The sequence below is a fragment of the Tenacibaculum sp. nBUS_03 genome, from assembly GCF_051201695.1.
Lineage (GTDB): Bacteria > Bacteroidota > Bacteroidia > Flavobacteriales > Flavobacteriaceae > Polaribacter.
Genome location: NZ_CP179214.1, coordinates 1683619 through 1699156, shown reverse-complemented (window position 1 = coordinate 1699156; position 15538 = coordinate 1683619). Strand labels below are relative to the sequence as shown.

The 15538-nt window shown below is 29.8% G+C and carries 23 protein-coding genes; 21 read left to right on the top strand and 2 right to left on the bottom strand.

The window, feature by feature from the left end; genetic code table 11:
* Nucleotides 1-26 precede the first annotated feature (26 nt).
* On the bottom strand, nucleotides 27-1484 hold the full coding sequence (locus ACMFBB_RS07975; RefSeq protein ID WP_435263887.1) for a P-loop NTPase fold protein: 1458 nt from the start codon (nucleotides 1482-1484) through the stop codon (nucleotides 27-29).
* 50 nt (nucleotides 1485-1534) lie between these two features.
* A complete protein-coding gene (locus tag ACMFBB_RS07970) occupies nucleotides 1535-2194 on the bottom strand; it encodes a helix-turn-helix transcriptional regulator (RefSeq protein ID WP_435263886.1) in 660 nt (219 codons plus the stop codon).
* Nucleotides 2195-2403: 209 nt separating this feature from the next.
* Here ACMFBB_RS07970 and ACMFBB_RS07965 point away from each other — a divergent pair, with 209 nt between their 5' ends.
* From ACMFBB_RS07965 to ACMFBB_RS07865, 21 genes are all read left to right on the top strand, one after another.
* Nucleotides 2404-2688 carry a helix-turn-helix domain-containing protein gene (locus tag ACMFBB_RS07965; protein WP_435263885.1) on the top strand — a complete coding sequence of 95 codons (285 nt, stop codon included), beginning with the start codon at nucleotides 2404-2406 and terminating at the stop codon, nucleotides 2686-2688.
* A complete protein-coding gene (locus ACMFBB_RS07960; RefSeq protein ID WP_435263884.1) occupies nucleotides 2685-2891 on the top strand; it encodes a hypothetical protein in 207 nt (68 codons plus the stop codon). Before ACMFBB_RS07965 ends, ACMFBB_RS07960 begins: the two co-directional genes overlap by 4 nt.
* A 101-nt stretch (nucleotides 2892-2992) precedes the next feature.
* Nucleotides 2993-3181 (top strand): hypothetical protein, encoded by a 189-nt coding sequence (locus tag ACMFBB_RS07955; protein WP_435263883.1) that lies wholly within the window; start codon nucleotides 2993-2995, stop codon nucleotides 3179-3181.
* A gap of 8 nt (nucleotides 3182-3189) precedes the next feature.
* Nucleotides 3190-3570, top strand: a complete 381-nt coding sequence (locus ACMFBB_RS07950; RefSeq protein WP_435263882.1) for a hypothetical protein — start codon at nucleotides 3190-3192, stop codon at nucleotides 3568-3570.
* A complete protein-coding gene (locus ACMFBB_RS07945) occupies nucleotides 3567-3833 on the top strand; it encodes a hypothetical protein (protein WP_435263881.1) in 267 nt (88 codons plus the stop codon). The genes ACMFBB_RS07950 and ACMFBB_RS07945 overlap by 4 nt, the downstream gene beginning before the upstream one ends.
* Before the next feature lie 146 nt (nucleotides 3834-3979).
* Nucleotides 3980-4129, top strand: coding sequence for a hypothetical protein (locus ACMFBB_RS07940; RefSeq protein ID WP_435263880.1), 150 nt, complete (start codon nucleotides 3980-3982; stop codon nucleotides 4127-4129).
* A 361-nt stretch (nucleotides 4130-4490) separates the two neighbouring features.
* Nucleotides 4491-5261, top strand: a complete 771-nt coding sequence (locus ACMFBB_RS07935; RefSeq protein WP_435263879.1) for a restriction endonuclease — start codon at nucleotides 4491-4493, stop codon at nucleotides 5259-5261.
* A 221-nt stretch (nucleotides 5262-5482) separates the two neighbouring features.
* Nucleotides 5483-6202: a hypothetical protein gene (locus ACMFBB_RS07930; RefSeq protein WP_435263878.1), complete on the top strand. Its 720-nt coding sequence runs from the start codon at nucleotides 5483-5485 to the stop codon at nucleotides 6200-6202.
* A gap of 206 nt (nucleotides 6203-6408) precedes the next feature.
* Nucleotides 6409-7425, top strand: coding sequence for a hypothetical protein (locus ACMFBB_RS07925; RefSeq protein ID WP_435263877.1), 1017 nt, complete (start codon nucleotides 6409-6411; stop codon nucleotides 7423-7425).
* A gap of 427 nt (nucleotides 7426-7852) precedes the next feature.
* Nucleotides 7853-8860: a hypothetical protein gene (locus ACMFBB_RS07920; protein WP_435263876.1), complete on the top strand. Its 1008-nt coding sequence runs from the start codon at nucleotides 7853-7855 to the stop codon at nucleotides 8858-8860.
* Nucleotides 8860-9315, top strand: coding sequence for a hypothetical protein (locus ACMFBB_RS07915; RefSeq protein ID WP_435263875.1), 456 nt, complete (start codon nucleotides 8860-8862; stop codon nucleotides 9313-9315). Before ACMFBB_RS07920 ends, ACMFBB_RS07915 begins: the two co-directional genes overlap by 1 nt.
* Entirely contained in the window at nucleotides 9306-10130 is an 825-nt protein-coding gene (locus tag ACMFBB_RS07910) for an AAA family ATPase (protein WP_435263874.1), read from the top strand. Before ACMFBB_RS07915 ends, ACMFBB_RS07910 begins: the two co-directional genes overlap by 10 nt.
* A complete protein-coding gene (locus ACMFBB_RS07905) occupies nucleotides 10114-10338 on the top strand; it encodes a hypothetical protein (protein WP_435263873.1) in 225 nt (74 codons plus the stop codon). Before ACMFBB_RS07910 ends, ACMFBB_RS07905 begins: the two co-directional genes overlap by 17 nt.
* Nucleotides 10328-10639, top strand: a complete 312-nt coding sequence (locus ACMFBB_RS07900) for an HNH endonuclease signature motif containing protein (RefSeq protein ID WP_435263872.1) — start codon at nucleotides 10328-10330, stop codon at nucleotides 10637-10639. Before ACMFBB_RS07905 ends, ACMFBB_RS07900 begins: the two co-directional genes overlap by 11 nt.
* A 110-nt stretch (nucleotides 10640-10749) precedes the next feature.
* The gene (locus ACMFBB_RS07895; protein WP_435263031.1) at nucleotides 10750-11229 is read left to right on the top strand and encodes a P27 family phage terminase small subunit; all 480 of its coding nucleotides are present in this window, start codon (nucleotides 10750-10752) and stop codon (nucleotides 11227-11229) included.
* Nucleotides 11229-12965 carry a terminase large subunit gene (locus ACMFBB_RS07890; protein WP_435263030.1) on the top strand — a complete coding sequence of 579 codons (1737 nt, stop codon included), beginning with the start codon at nucleotides 11229-11231 and terminating at the stop codon, nucleotides 12963-12965. The genes ACMFBB_RS07895 and ACMFBB_RS07890 overlap by 1 nt, the downstream gene beginning before the upstream one ends.
* A gap of 56 nt (nucleotides 12966-13021) precedes the next feature.
* A complete protein-coding gene (locus tag ACMFBB_RS07885) occupies nucleotides 13022-13231 on the top strand; it encodes a hypothetical protein (RefSeq protein ID WP_435263029.1) in 210 nt (69 codons plus the stop codon).
* A 292-nt stretch (nucleotides 13232-13523) separates the two neighbouring features.
* Nucleotides 13524-13916, top strand: coding sequence for a hypothetical protein (locus tag ACMFBB_RS07880; protein WP_435263028.1), 393 nt, complete (start codon nucleotides 13524-13526; stop codon nucleotides 13914-13916).
* Nucleotides 13917-14247: 331 nt separating this feature from the next.
* Entirely contained in the window at nucleotides 14248-14514 is a 267-nt protein-coding gene (locus tag ACMFBB_RS07875) for a hypothetical protein (RefSeq protein ID WP_435263871.1), read from the top strand.
* A gap of 280 nt (nucleotides 14515-14794) precedes the next feature.
* Nucleotides 14795-15136 (top strand): hypothetical protein, encoded by a 342-nt coding sequence (locus ACMFBB_RS07870; RefSeq protein WP_435263870.1) that lies wholly within the window; start codon nucleotides 14795-14797, stop codon nucleotides 15134-15136.
* Nucleotide 15137: 1 nt separating this feature from the next.
* Complete coding sequence (locus ACMFBB_RS07865) at nucleotides 15138-15509, top strand: hypothetical protein (RefSeq protein ID WP_435263869.1); 372 nt, start codon at nucleotides 15138-15140, stop codon at nucleotides 15507-15509.
* The last annotated feature ends 29 nt before the right edge of the window (nucleotides 15510-15538 follow it).

Here is a 15538-nt window from a genome sequence, read left to right as displayed (position 1 = left end):
GTTGACAGTTAAAAGTTTTGGAAGTGTCATGACCAATAGGCTAAGTCTTTGAAATTTTCAAACGCTTTGTGTATAATTTTAGGATACGGTATAAACTTTAAAGCTTTAACTTTTTGATTTCCCTTTGTTTTGTTTTCATCTATTTCAGAATATTTTTCTTCGATCCATTCAAATTCGACACTTTCTAATTCGAATTTATAGTGCTTCTTGTATATTGTTGTAACATTTAAACCATATTCATTTAGAGGTATTACAACCTTTTCTTCTTTTGTTTTATTAATAGTAAGGTTTAAAAAGTCGATTACTGGATATAAAAAATATGGTTTTTTTTCTTTTGTAATGAAGCCGCTATCATTGTAGTCTTTAAGTATTTTTGTTAGGCTTTTTGAACCTCCATATAAACTACTTAAAAAACTTATAGCTAAACAAAAGTTAGTGTCTTTAAAATTTCCATATGCATTTCCTGAGATATAACGTTCTCCATCTACTTGAAAGCTTTTATCTTTAATAATTAATGCAAAATTATCATTAACTTTCTCTTTCAGTTGTCTTACATTAAAAAGGTTTAGTTCTGTTAAATCTTGTAGGATTGTTATTATTAATTCTTTAGTGGCAGGGTTAAAAAGTTTATTGTTAAAGTTTATTATATGTCTTTTTATATATTGTTTAAACCCTATTTTAGTATCTAAATAGAAAATTTCATTGCTATAGAACTTGTCGAGGTAACCTACAAAATCAGTTTTTTTACCGTATTTATGTGAAAATATAGCTTCTATATTGGATATATCACAGACTAAAATAATCTTATGAAAGCCAAATTTATTGAAAGCATAATCAGTAGATAGGTGACAGGAAAAAATATTCAATAATCTAAAAATATGTTCAGGATCAAGCCTATCAAAATCATCAATTACTAAAACTGGAGGGGTTTCAATCTTTGAAATGATATTGCTTATAATTTGAGTAATTGTGTCTTCTTCGTATATTGAGCCACTTTCGTTACTAATGTCTTCTAAGAATTTAAGTAGTTCTGCCTTTTCGTCCTTATTATATTCACTGTTAAATTGGATCATATCTTTCTTGAGTTCTTGAATATCTTTTAGAATCTCCGAGACAGATTTGCCAATTTTTCCAAAATGCTTAACTATTGAGCGAAGTAGAGATATATAATTTTTGTAAATATAAAACTGGTTTGTTTCGCTTAGACTGAATTTTTCAAACTCGTATTCAACATTTCCATTTTTTAATATTTCAAAAATGATATCGTATTTTATAAGTTTTAATATGTCTTCATTTTGAGCAATACTGTAGTTAACAGGGTTTATAAAAAAGGGTGTGTAGAACTCTGAATTTTTATTGAAGAATTCTTTTATAAAAGTAGTTTTTCCAATTCCGAAAATGCCTGAAAGTATAATTTTGTTATTGTCTTTAGGCTGAATATGATTTTTAAACCGAGATAGTTCTCTGTTGATTGGTATTTCCATACTTGTTTCCTTTTGCTTTTTCGTTTCTTTTGTATTGTTATTGCGGTTTCTTACAACCTTCTTCTAAACCTTTTTACGCTAATTATGCGGTAAATAGCGAGTACATCATTTAGCTCTACATTGGTTTCGTTATAGAGAGGATTTAAAGGTTCTAAAATTAGTTTTTGGGTGTCTAAAATAGTTTCGGCAATTCTTCTACACAATACACCTTCCGTTTTATGCAGTAAAACAAAATCGTATTGCTTAATAGGTAACCTATCCCAATGCTTTTCTTCAATTTCTTTGCAAAGTAAAATATCATTTTGTAACAAGCTTTCTTCAGCACGATCGGAGAGCATGCTATCTCCAAAAATTTCAAACGATACGTAATTACCATCTTTTGGATTGTCTACTATCCAGGGTTCTTTATGTAGCCCGTTAATAAAATTTTGGTTGTTATATTTTTGTGAAAATTCTTCTTGATTTCTATGGTTTACCAATGGCACAAATAAAACATTAGATTCTGAGAAATTTTTGATTTCTTCACTATATTCTTCATTTTTTGATTTTGAGTATTGTGAAAAAAAGTAACTTATTAACTTGGTTTTAGATTCTGGAATGTTACCTTTATTCTCATAGGTAATTATCGTTTTTCTAGTGATTCCAAGATGGTCTGCTAATTCTTGTTGTGTTAAACCGAGTTTTTCTCGTTCTTTTTTAATATCTAACATTCTGTTTATGAGGTTTTTGTTAACGAAATTTAAGTTCGTTTCACCTAATGTGAAAAAAAGTTACATTAAATTTGGTTAGTAACATTTTTTCACTATATATTTGTAACGCATTCATAACAAAGTAACAATATTTAACGTTAATGAGCAATTATTGCACATGTAATTACGCATAATTACCTATAAAAGGTGGAAAACTAAACTAATTAACCATGCAAGAAATACTTCAAATACACAATATTACCAAGAAAGAGTTTGTATCCATACTTAATGAGGTGGTGGAGCAAAGAGTGGCAAAAATTTTAGAAAAGCCTAAATCCAAGTATCTAACTGTAAAGGAAGCTTGCGAAGAGGCACGCGTTTGTGATAAAACAATGCGCAATTGGTTAAAAGAGTTCGATTTCAAGGCCAAAAAGATGAAGGGTAAAATAATGATAACCCGAGAGGTGTTCGAAAAGAAAATGCAACAAATAAAATCAAAAGAGTATCAAAGATGAAAGCAGAAACAGCGTATAATGTAATACAAGCTTTGCCAAAGGAAGAGTTGCCAAGGTTATATAAAATGCTAGGTGTTAATGTCCCATCAGAAAAAAGGGTTAGGGCAAGAAAAAAGAAACAACCACTTATAACAAATGCGGAAGCTTACGAGTATGTACTTAGAATATTTGATGGTAGAAATAAAAGAGCGTTAAAAGGGTAGATAAATTTTTTTATATCAATGAAATCAACAAACCAAAACAAACTAAAATTAATGTATGATTCAAATTTAGGTTTTGAATTGAAACAAAGTTTTTTATAAAGATGTTAGCTAGTACTGTTTATCCAATAATTCAAGAATTATCTTCTGAAGAGAAGATTAAGTTAATTGGGCTTTTAAATAAGGATTTACAGATGGTCAAAAATAAAAAGCCTAAGAAAATGACTGAAAAAGAAAAAATGATACAAGAAATGAAATTAAGATTTCAAAGTAAACTTTACCCTCCAAAATAAAAACATCAATGAAATCAACAAACCAAAATAAACTAAAACTAACTAATGCTCAATTTAAAGTTACCGCGCTAATAGCAAATGGAGAAGGGGCAAAAGGAGCAGCAAAAATATTATTTAACTCTGTTCGTACAATTGATACTCATTTAACCTCCATAAAAATAACAAACAGTCTTAGAAATTCTGCCGAATTAACAAAAGAGTTTGTGCTACAATATGGTGATCCAAGTAAGTATTTAGAGAAGATTAAAAACAATGAAAAAATAGTAAAAGGAGTAGCGGTTTTTTTCTTGGGGGTTCATTTTATGACGGCTTTGTTAGGTAATGATATTGATATGAGAAAGCCCAGAAGAAATTTAAGAAGAGGGTTTAAAATAGTAAGAAAAAAATGAGTGCTAAAAATCTTGAAGATTTAAGTTTAGATGAGTTAAAGGCCCTTCTTTTTAAATTGTGGAATACTTGTCAATTTGGAGTTAAAGAAAGGTTTAAGAAGTATTATTCACATAGAAGTGTTCATTACATTTTAACTACACCTACATACTCAAAAAAATCAACCATTATAGAATACATAAAAACGCTAAAAAACATTTTAGAGGACATTAAAACAGAGGTTGATTGTATGGTTAAAAGTATAAATGAAAGTATTGAAGTTTAAAGTTTGGTTAGTTGATTTCCTCTCTTACATGTGGTAGGGTACATAAAGAGAGGTTAAAAAAGCATAGTTTTTCATTTTATAGAATGATAAGGTTTGTTAACAAGGCGGTTTTTATGCTTTCCGTCTTTTTTTTAAAGATTTTAAAAATGGGAAAAGAATTAATTAAACAAGTAAAAAATAAGCTAGAAGATGAGCGAGAATATGATTTTAAAAGTGAGTTTTGGACTAGTGATATTATGGCAATGTTTCAAGAAGTAGTAGAGGCTACTCAAGAGGTTATAGAAAATACAATTTAGTAGTATGTTGTTTGGTTAGATTTTCTTTTTTCAAGGTGTCCGTATTGTAATGATGCGGATGCCTGAAAAGAAAAGCCAATATAAAATAATGGTTTTCGGTACCCATTAAACCGAAAAGTTCTTTGACATAATTGTGGTAAGTAAAATTTAAGGATAACAACAACTTTTTGTTTGGTATAAAAATGAAATAAAAGGCTGTTGTTGTCTTTAAATAATTAATTGTAAAAGTTATATTTGTTAAAAAAACAACTTAACATATAAAGATAAAAATGAATAAAAGTTCCTTTTATCCAGAAGAATAATTGGATAAACTAGAGCTTTATTATCTATATAAGGAGTTAGGTGCAATACCCCAAAATATATGTCAATTAAAACTATATTTCAAGATGAATTTCACTCTTATCCAAATGAGAATAATCCTATGGCTAGTTTTTATGCCAAAGAAAAATTATGGTTTTCAGATGATGATAACAATATAATTGCAACTGTTTTACTTGATAATTTCGATAATGATTGGGGATTTGTTATTATGGCTCTTGATAGTGATGGAAAATACAGAGCTATTCACGGAGAAGCGTCATTAGAATCTATAGACTTAGCAACAGAAAAATTAAAAACGAAAATAACTGGTTTAGTTCAGGAAGGTGAAGTAAAAGAAAGCCTTTTTAATTTTGATACTAATGATGAGGAAATAGAAAAATCTGGTTTAATAATAACTGATATAAACTTAGAGATTAAAAAATACTTCAAGCAGTATCCTGAAAAATTATACAAATTAGACCCAAGAAAATTTGAGGAACTAATTGCAAGTATTATGGAGGATTTTGGATTTGATGTTGAACTGACTAAAGCGACAAGAGATGGAGGACGGGATATTATCGCTAATATAAAAAATGCTGTAACTGATTTTCTTGCTTACGTAGAGTGTAAAAGATATTCACCAACAAATAAGGTTGGAGTTTCTATAATTAGAGAAGTTGCAGGAGTTCACAATTTACGTAGACCTTCTAAAAGTATTATTGTAACAACAAGTACTTTTACCAAAGATGCTATTAAAGAAGCCTCTATAATGAATGACCAAATCAAATTGAACGACTACTTTGATATAAAAAATTGGTTGAGTAAATACTAAAAAAGAACAACACCTAACGTGGTGTGTAAAACATAGCTAATAAGTACTTAATCAAAGGTTTGTGTGTGTTTAGAAAGTCCGCCAAATTTTTAAATTTAGCTCTTAAAATTGATAAATTAAAAATAAAATATAAAAATTCGACTCTGTGTTAATCCTAAAAGTTAGTGTTTTTTGCACGCTACGTTTTATACACAAATCCATCAGCATAAAAATAAAACCAAATGAATAAAAAAGATTTGCCATTAATTCTATTACAAACCTTAAATCGGATAAATGATCAACTAACAAAAATAGGGGATAATAATGTTAGCCTGATATCTAAAATATACACTGAAAGAAAATTAATCCGATTTGACGATATCGATAAAACAAGTGATTTTAAATTTGAATTAATCAGATTAGAATTATCTAAAGGTTCTCCTATTTTCAGTATTGATGTTTCTCCATCCTCTATACAAAGTAATGAAAGAGTTGTTAAAAGTCGAAATGAAAAACAAGTAATAGACGAGTTTCAAAAATGGATAGGTTGGCTAAAGATATTTGAAAAAAGTAGCTTAACTCCAGAAGATGAATTAGTGAAAAAATATCAAGAAGAATTTTACACTGAGTTTGAAATTGTAGATGAAGATGCTAATACTTCAACATTTTCAACTGAACAACAAATCTTCATTGATAAGTATTTGAATTATATGGAAATTAAATTATTATCTGAGTCAGAACAAAACTCAGAGATTCTTGAAATAATTGAAGATGTTAAGGTCTTAAGGAGTGAATTAGGAAAAAGTACGAAGAAAAAAGTTGTCACAAAATTCAGTAAAATATTTGCCAAGCTTAGAAAATCAAGCGTGAAATTATTAAGAGAATTTTATGAGGCAGGAAAAAAAGAATTATTTAAAAGGCTTATCAGCGGTGGATTGGATGAATTAATCAGGTTGATGTAAAAAGTACCCTAACACGGTTTATAAACATAGCTCATAACTACTAAACTGAAAGATTTTTGTCTATTGTCAAAAGTCCATCAAATTTTTAATTTGGCTTTTAAAAAGAGAAAAATAAAATATAAAAATTCGGTTCTGTATTAATCAGAATAATTAGTGTCTTTTTGCGCGCTACGTTTCATACGCAAGACCGTTACCCAACATAACACATGACGAAAGAAGAGATTGAATTTGCTAAACTTGTTACTGGCTGTAAAAGCTCAGCGATATCTGGAATTAATACTTGTTATCATCCTAATTGCGATGAGAGATCAATAAATTCTCATATACTTCAAAAAAACGGAATTTTATCCGCAATAGCGCCTGACAAACATTTATGGGAATTAGAAATTAATAATTTTAAAAACCCACAATTTCAATTTAAAAGGACAGGAATAAACCGTATATATTCCTTTGATTGTTTCTGCAATTACCATGATACTGAGTTATTTCAAAAAATTGAAACCAAAGAAATTGACTTTAAGGATTATAAATCTTGTCTACTTTTTGCATTAAGAACGGTTTATAATGAAATTTGGAGAAAAGAAGTTAACCTTAAAATGTATGAATGCTTAATGCAAAAACGCCCTGATAAATTCAGAAACCCATATTTTCTTCAATATGTCGAACAGGAAAAGCTTGGCTTGGCTGATTTACAATTCACGGAATCTGAAATATGGAATGACTTGAATAACAAAACAGAATCATATGTATTTGAAAGTCGCAAAATAAAGGATATAGGTATGTGTATGTCTTCTTTTTTTAATTATGACACCACAGAGGAAATGAATAATTATAAAAAAAAATTTGGGAAAGATATGGAAAGAGTTTCTGAAATATTCATTAACATTTTTCCTTACAATAATAAAACTATTCTGTTAATGGGTTTTCATAAAATGGACGCGGATAAACTAAAAGGATATTTTTATACATATTTTAAAGAAAATCTTAGAAGAGTCCATCGGAAATTAACCAATCTTATGCTTTTTCAATGTGAGACTTGGGTTGTTTCTGATGAACTATATAATTCTAAAATAAAGGGAATAGAAAATCTATTTGCGGATGGAGTTTCTTTTTCTGCTAACAATATAAACGAAAGACTGACTTTTGATTTGGATATATTTAATAATAATTTTAAAGAAAAATTCAAAGTTTGGAGTAAAAAGTACGTTGGTAATAATCTATAAGAAAGCATAGGGCTTTTGTGTTTAATCGAAAGGTCTGCACTTATTTATAAAGTCCGCTAAATATAAAATTTAGTTTTTATAGTAAATAAGATTTAAAAAAAAATAAAACGTTTTGTCTCAATGCGAATTTGAAAGCTCATTACTTTTAACTAACGTACTAGTTATTTACTAAACGTTAAAAACAAATTACTTACCACAAAACACCTTTTAGAAGGTGTTTTTTTTATGTCAAAAAAATAAGATAAGAAACTAACTAATTTATGGTATTAAGCTATAAAGTAAAAGAAACAAGTTGTGGTAAATAAACAGTATTGCAAGGTTAAAAAACAATATCCAAAACCAAAGTGTAAGGGTGCTAAGTTATGCGGGCGCGTTGGTTTTTTTGATGGGTTAGAAGAGTGTAAATTTTGTAAAAAAGTAGTGTAAAATGAGTGCTTCTCATAGTTTTTCGGTAGAAATAGCATCTAAATACGATGTTCATCAAGCGCTGTTATTGCAGCATTTTAGTTTCTGGTATTTAAAAAATAAAGCTGATGGTGTTAATTTTTTTAGTAGCGATTATTGGGTGCGTATGAAGTTAGAAAAGCTAGGAGAGTATTTCCCATATTTAACACAAAGGCAGTTAAGCTATACGCTGAGTAAATTAATTGAAAATCGACTGTTAAAATCGGAAAAATTCAATCAAAAAAGAAACGATAGAACCAATTGGTATACCTTCACAAATTCGGGTAAAAAATTATTAAAAATTGATAAAAAGTCGTTGACTAACAAAATTGTAGGTCAAGCACAAAATGATGGTTTGCAAACCCTTGTGAACAAAGGGATTGAGAACGAAAAAAAATCACTCACTAACAAAATTGTAAGTCAAGCCTCAAAAACACAAAATTCCACCGACAAAATTGTAAGTCCGACCGACAAAATTGTAAGTTCTATATATAAGGAAGTAGATATAGAATATAGATATATATTACTATTAGAAATTTTGAATAAAAACAAATATTTACATGAAGTTGTAGCTATGCAAAATAAGGTTAAAATTTCTACTGTAGAAAAACTATTGCCTGACTTCTGTAAACATGTAATTTCAACAGAGGAGTTTTATAATAACAATACTGAGTTATTTAAGCATTTCCAAAACTGGTTTAGAATACAAAAAGTAAGTGATCTTAATTGTGATGAAGAGTTGAATTGGTTTATAACTAAATTTAATTCAATCAGTAGGGGAGATTTTGTAGTGACTGACGATATAAAAACATTATTTCAGGTACAGTTAACAAATGGTTTCACTGGTAAACAAATGGCAAAGGCTGTTCTAAATTTATACTCATCAGACATTAAAAATAAATTTCATTTGGATAGTGGGTTCAAGTTTGCAACACCGAGTTATCTATTGAAAGAAGGTAATTTGAATAAATATTTAAATGTGAAGTACTAATGAATAATCCTTATCATGACATAGAAAGAGCAAAGAAGTTCATCAGTATTCTTACTGATGATTTAGAAAAAATTAAAAATCCAAAGGTTAAAGAGTTTCGAATTGATGCTTTAAACTCTTTTATTTCTTTGATTAATTCCTTTGAAGCGTTTTTAGAACAAAAATATAAGCTTAGGTCTTTAGAGGGGTTATTGTGTTCTAGGTTGTATACAATGATTTTTACTTCTATTTCAAATAATGAGGCTATATCTATTCATGAAATAGTTAGAAAAATTGATCATGATATAAGCTATCCAGAGGCAAGAAAAGAAGCGCTGGTTTCAAGTTTATTCACTGAAAATTTAAAGAGGTCTATTAAGTCAAGTAACAAGCTACCTTCTGAATGTTCAAAGGATTGGTTGGTTTTAGTAGATGATTTGTTGTTCCAAATTAAAAGTCAATTGATATGGAATTAATAAAAAAAGATAATCAAACAAAGGTTGATTCATCCAATGTAGAGTCTTTTAGAGCTAAGGTTTTATCTGCTAGAGTAAAGGCTTCTGATGACATTAAACAAAATGAATTTTTATTAAAAATAGAGAATACAAACAAATTTTCTAAAGGAGATATAAGTGGCTGGGTTGGGCAAGCTAAGAGTAAAAAAACATTTGCATTGACTATGTTTTGCGCCGCTATTATAGGTGGTTTGAGGTTGTATGGAAAGTTTAATGCTAATAAAAAAGCACGTGTTCTTTGGATAGATACAGAGCAATCACCATCTGATGTCCAACGAGTAACAAAAAGAATAAAGTCTTTGGTAGGCTGTGAAATTGGTTTGTTTATGTATGGTTTAAGACCATTAAGTCCTGCTCAAAGAATAGAAGCTATTGGATTATTACTGGAAGAACATAAAGATATTGAGGTTTTAATTATTGATGGAGTAAGAGATTTATTGATGGATGTTAATAATGCAGTAGAGTGTACTGAGGTAATGACTTTGTTAATGAAATGGAGCTATGAACTAGATATACATGTAGCAGTAGTTCTTCATGTAAACCCAAAAGATGGCAAGGCACGAGGTCATATAGGTACTGAATTAATGAATAAGTCACAAACAGTTATAAGAATAACCAAAGACGAAACTGATGGGAATATTAGTTGGGTTGAAGAGGTGTTAGGAAGAGGTAAAGGATTTGATAAATTCAGCTTCTCAGTAGATAAAAAGGGGTTGCCTGTTATTGTAGAACCAATTTATAGTTATGAGTCAGATGAAGATGATCCGCCGTATTGATATTAATAAAGCAATGGCAATATGTTTAAGAAACGGTGTTAAGGTTTATCCTGTTGTTAAAGGTAGGTCTTTTGTTATTCATGTTGAAGATAATGGAAAGGTAATCCAGTATGATAAACAAGTGGATAGTTCAAAAGTAGCGAATGCAATGATTAAAGTTTATAAGCATTTTGCATCAGTGATTAAAAAGAAAGAAGATGCCAACTAAACCAACAGCAAAAAGAAAACCATGGCAAGAAGCACGAGTTGTTCACGCTCGTAAGGTAGATAATTCAAAGATATACAATGGTAGAAGGTGGCGTAATTTTAGAAAGCAAGTGTTGCAAGATGAGCCTTTGTGCAGGAAGTGTAATGATAAGGGTTTAGTAGTGGAGGCAAAGGTGTTAGATCATATCATACGTATTGAAGATGGTGGCGCGGTGTACTCAACAGAGAATACGCAACCATTGTGTAGTAAATGTCATAATAGTAAATCAGGAAAAGAAGCCCACGGATATAAAGAAAAGTAGGGGTATGGGGTTAAATCTCTAAAGGGATTATCCGCTGTACATCGCCTACAAGATAGAATTTTACTCACGGTAATTTTTAGATAGGGGGGGTATAAAATAACAAAGTAAAAATGGAAGTTAAACACAACAATTTAGGAAAAGGCAAAGTGGTTGAATTGCCAAAAGAAGCGCAAGAGTTGTATGAGGTTTTGAAAGATTTGCCAAAACCTCCAAGTGCTTCAGGATTGAATGATAATCAAGTGATGTGGTGGTATTGGTTTGGTAATGAGTTTTTAAAAACCAAGCAGTTTTCTAAGTTAGATTTAACTCATTTGCAAAAAGCAGCTTTTTGGATGGATGCAAGGTGTCAGGCAATTAAAGCCGTAAATGAGAAGGGATATAATGGAGGACTAGTTCAGAAGTTTGAATCAGGAGCTACAAATGTATCGGGCCATGTTAGTGTTATTGAAAAAGCAGATAAACACTTGGACGAAGTGTCTTCTCATTTTGGGTTGAGTATTAAAGACCGCCAGAAATTGAAATCTGAAGAAAAGCCTGATGGTCAATTAGATTTATTTACATCAATAGTTAATAAAATGTACGGAGCATAATGAGAGTACCTGAAGAAATAAAAAACTCTATTCCTTTTCAATATGCATATGATGTTGAAAATGGTAAAATAATTACAGGTAGAAAGATAAAACTAGCTATAAAACGTTTCTTCAATTTACTTGATGAAGCCAATAAAAAAGGATATTGGTTAGATCATAAAAAAGGTTTTGCGCCAATCAATTTCTTTGAAACATTTTTAGTTCATACAAAAGGAAAATCAGCAGGTAAAAAGTTTATGCTGGCCCCACATCAACAATTTATGTTATATAACATTTACGGTTGGCAAAAGTATAATGAGTTTGGCGAGCCAGTAAGGTTAATTAAAAACACGTATGAGAAAGTAGCAAAGAAAAATGGTAAAACAGCTGTAGAAGCTGGTGATGGACTGTTTGCAATGTCTTTTGATTTAGAGCAAGGAGCAGAGGTTTACATCGGAGCTACCAAGGAAGAACAGGCAAAACTTTGTTTTGGTCAAGCCTCAGAGTTTATTCAGAAATCAAGTGTATTACAACAAATAGGCTTCCGAGTGTATCAAAAAGAAATCAAGTTTTTACCAACTAATTCTTTTATGAAACCATTAGGAGGAGATTCAAAAACACAGGATGGAATTAATTCACATCGCACAATTATTGATGAATATCATGCGCATAAAGATGATTCAGTAAAAGAGAATTTAGAAAGCTCATCAGCATCAAGAAAACAACCGTTAACTAAAACAATTACAACTGCAGGATTCAATGTTCATGGAGTTTGCAAAAAATTTGAAGAAAGTTGTGAGCGAATTTTAGAAGGTATTGATCAAGATGATAGTTTTTTAATAATGATTCATGATTTAGATGAAGGTGATGATTGGGAAGATTCAAGTACCTGGGTAAAAGCAAATCCAAATTTAGGAGTAACCGTGTCTATGGAATTTTTATTAGGTGAATATAAAAAAGCAAAGAACCAACCATCAAAGATTCCAAATTTTAAAACCAAGCATTTGAATATGTGGGTTGATGCACCTACGGTTTGGATAGATGCAGAGTATTGGGATAAATGTCAAAAACCGATTAAAGAAGAAAATTTCACAACGTATGGTAATTGTGGAGGATTAGACCTTTCAGCAACCACTGATATAACTGCTTATGCAATGATTTCTGAGCCTGATGAAGAAGGTATAAGAGATTTAAAAGTATGGTGCTTTTGCCCAAAAGAAACGATTGATAAAAGAAGTAAAGAAGACGGAGTACCTTATCGTTATTGGGCATCAATGAAGCGAGAAAATGCGGTAAATGATAATGATACTTATTTGATAGCAACAGAAGGAAATATGGTTGATTATTCAGAGGTTGAAAAGATAGTGGTAAAGCAATACTATCAGCATAAAACAAAGCATGTTGAGTATGATAGAAAGTTTAGTGGCGTATTAGTTCAAAATTTTATGAATGAAAATATAGAGTTATCACCATTTACACAAACGCTCATGAATTATACAAGTCCAACAAAAGAATTAATGAGATTGATTATGAGTGAAAAGTTGAGAGTAGGAAACAACCCAATATTAAAATGGATGCTTTCAGGTTGTGTTCCGATTTATGATACTAATGAAAATGTGAGGTTAGATAAATCAAAATCTACCACTAGAATTGATGGAATCATAGCTTCTATTATGGCGATAGCAGGAACTATGACTATAGAAGAGGTAAAAGAGAGTAAATACAATAATCCTGATGAAGAAATTACATTCGGATAAATAAATTAAGAGAAACAATATCAAATTATAAAATATTAAAAGAAGGTTATTATAACATGGAAGTTTATCATAAATCAAAACCAAAGGTTTCTCGTTCAAATAGAAATCCACCACCGTCTCCAAGGCAAAAAGTAATAATATCAACTAAAGAAGAGGCACTAGCTGAAAAGTGGATTGAAGAGATGAGAGAATGGAATTTGTCGACTGAACAGATGCAGAATGTTATTCAGTTAGCAAAAGCAAAACATAAATTATTAAAAGAGTAGAAATTTGAATAAAAAAGTTAGCTAATTTATTAAGACTAGCTAACTAAGAATGTATTTAAGAATCCCTAAATTCTAAATAAACACAAAAAACTGTGTATTAACTTTTTTAACCTGTGTGAAGTTAAAAATTTATGAAAACTTGTTAATACACAGAATAAATACAATGCAAATATTGTAAAACAAAAAGATAATTAAAATAGGTGTAATACCTATAGTTGTTATGGTATAAACCAACAGTTTTGAATAAGTGAAAACCATTATACTAATAGGGTATAACCATTAAAACAGTAGTATGACCGATAATACAATACATCTGAATTTAAAAAGAAAATGGTTTGAAATGATACTTAATGGAGAGAAAAAACAAGAGTATCGAGAGATAAAACCATTTTGGGATAAAAGGTTTTGGCATCTATTCCCTCAAGTAATTAAAGGAGAAACTTATTTACCAATTGTAGATACAATTACTTTTTCAAATGGATATGCTAAAGATCGTCCACAATTTGTAATTGAGTTGTTAGGATTGGAAAAAAGTACAGGGAAACAAGAATGGGGAGCTGAAAAAGGTATTGAGTACTATGTATTTCAATTAGGTAAAATTATAAAAGCTGGTAGACAAGGTTTCCATTTTAGAGTTACTGAAGAAATACCACTAGAATTAATTGTAAACACATTAAATCTGTAGATTATTAAGTTATAAAGTAAGCCGTAATAAATAATAAACCAAGTATTATCAAAAAAAATAAAATACCCTTTGGGTTTTCTTGGAAGCCGTGAAATAAATCGAAAAAGGGAAGGAAAGGTGCTAGAAGAATTAAAAAAATGAAATCTCGAATCTTTTTCATAAGCATATATACACAAAGTAAAACAGTAGTAAAAAAGAAAAGAAGCAGTCCCCCCGGAATACTTCTTTTCTTATACAAATTATTTACTAAAAGTGAATAACACTCATTTACTAATAAGACTCAAATAAAAATAATAAGTCACATAAATTTTAAAATAAAACTGTAGATAAAATGGAAGAATTAATTAAGAAATACGGTAGTGTAGAAGCTATCCAAGATTTAATTGAAGAAAGAGATCATTTCCATCATGTGCTTTTAAGCATTAGGAGATGTTGTGAAAACCATGATTCAGGTAGAGCAGGTTGTACTTTTGGAGATACAGATTATGATAGTTTATCAGTTGTCTACGGAATAAACTCAGAAAAAGATTGGGTAGTTGAATCAATGAGAAAATTACACAGCCAATTTTATGCGAAAAGAAAAAACAAAATAAAGTAAAAACAGTAGTTACTCAGTTCTACTAAAAAGCTGAAAAAAGTTCTTTGACATAATTGTGGTAAGTAAAATTTGAGGATAACAACAATCTTTTGATTTGTATAAAAAAGGAATAAAAGGTTGTTGTTGTCTTTAAATAATTAATTGTAAAAGTTATATTTGTGAAAAAAAGCACCTTAACAAATAAAGATAAAGAGGAACAAAAGTTCCTTTTATCCGGAAGAATAATCGGATAAACGAGAACTTTATTCTTTATATAAGGAGTTGTAAAACATTTGAAAAAATGCTCGAACACAATAAAGAAATTGAAAAAATAATTGAACGGAACGTAAATGAATCTTCGTCTGAATTGGAAATAGACGAGTTTATATCTGATTTAAAAAAAGCAGGTTCTAATCCGATTATGACAATGAAAATAATTGTGGAAAAGTTAAATATCGATTACGGAAAAGCGAAAGATATGGTCTTTAATTCTTCAAGTTGGAGTTTCTTATATTCTCAACCGAATCCCTTTACGCAGGAATTTTTGGATATAGCTGCTGAAGACGCTGACAAAGTTGAACGAAAAGATGGAAAGGTTATTTCTGTAACTTACAAATTAGACAGGGGCTCTGAAAATAATTAGGATGAAATTAATAGACGAATTAAAAGCTAAAAATGGTTCATTTTTACTTGAATTAAGAACTGACTTGAATTGGAATCACGATTCGTTTATTAACCTACTGACTGAATTAAATGATGAATGTAAACGAACAAAAGAAAATCTGAAGTTATCACGAGATACTGCTTGTGGTATTTGGTATATATCTGATTTCGTCAAAAATTGGACTGAACATCAAAATTTCCCAAAAGAATTCGCTGAAGAATATTATGAAAAAGCATGTGAATTAATAAATGATTTGGCTTACTCATACTTTATGGCAGAATCACCTTATGAATCGGAATCTGAAATTGAAAATAAAATAACCAAATTAAAAACGTTTTACAACAACACCTAAACTGCATTAAAACGCAGCTTAGCTAAACC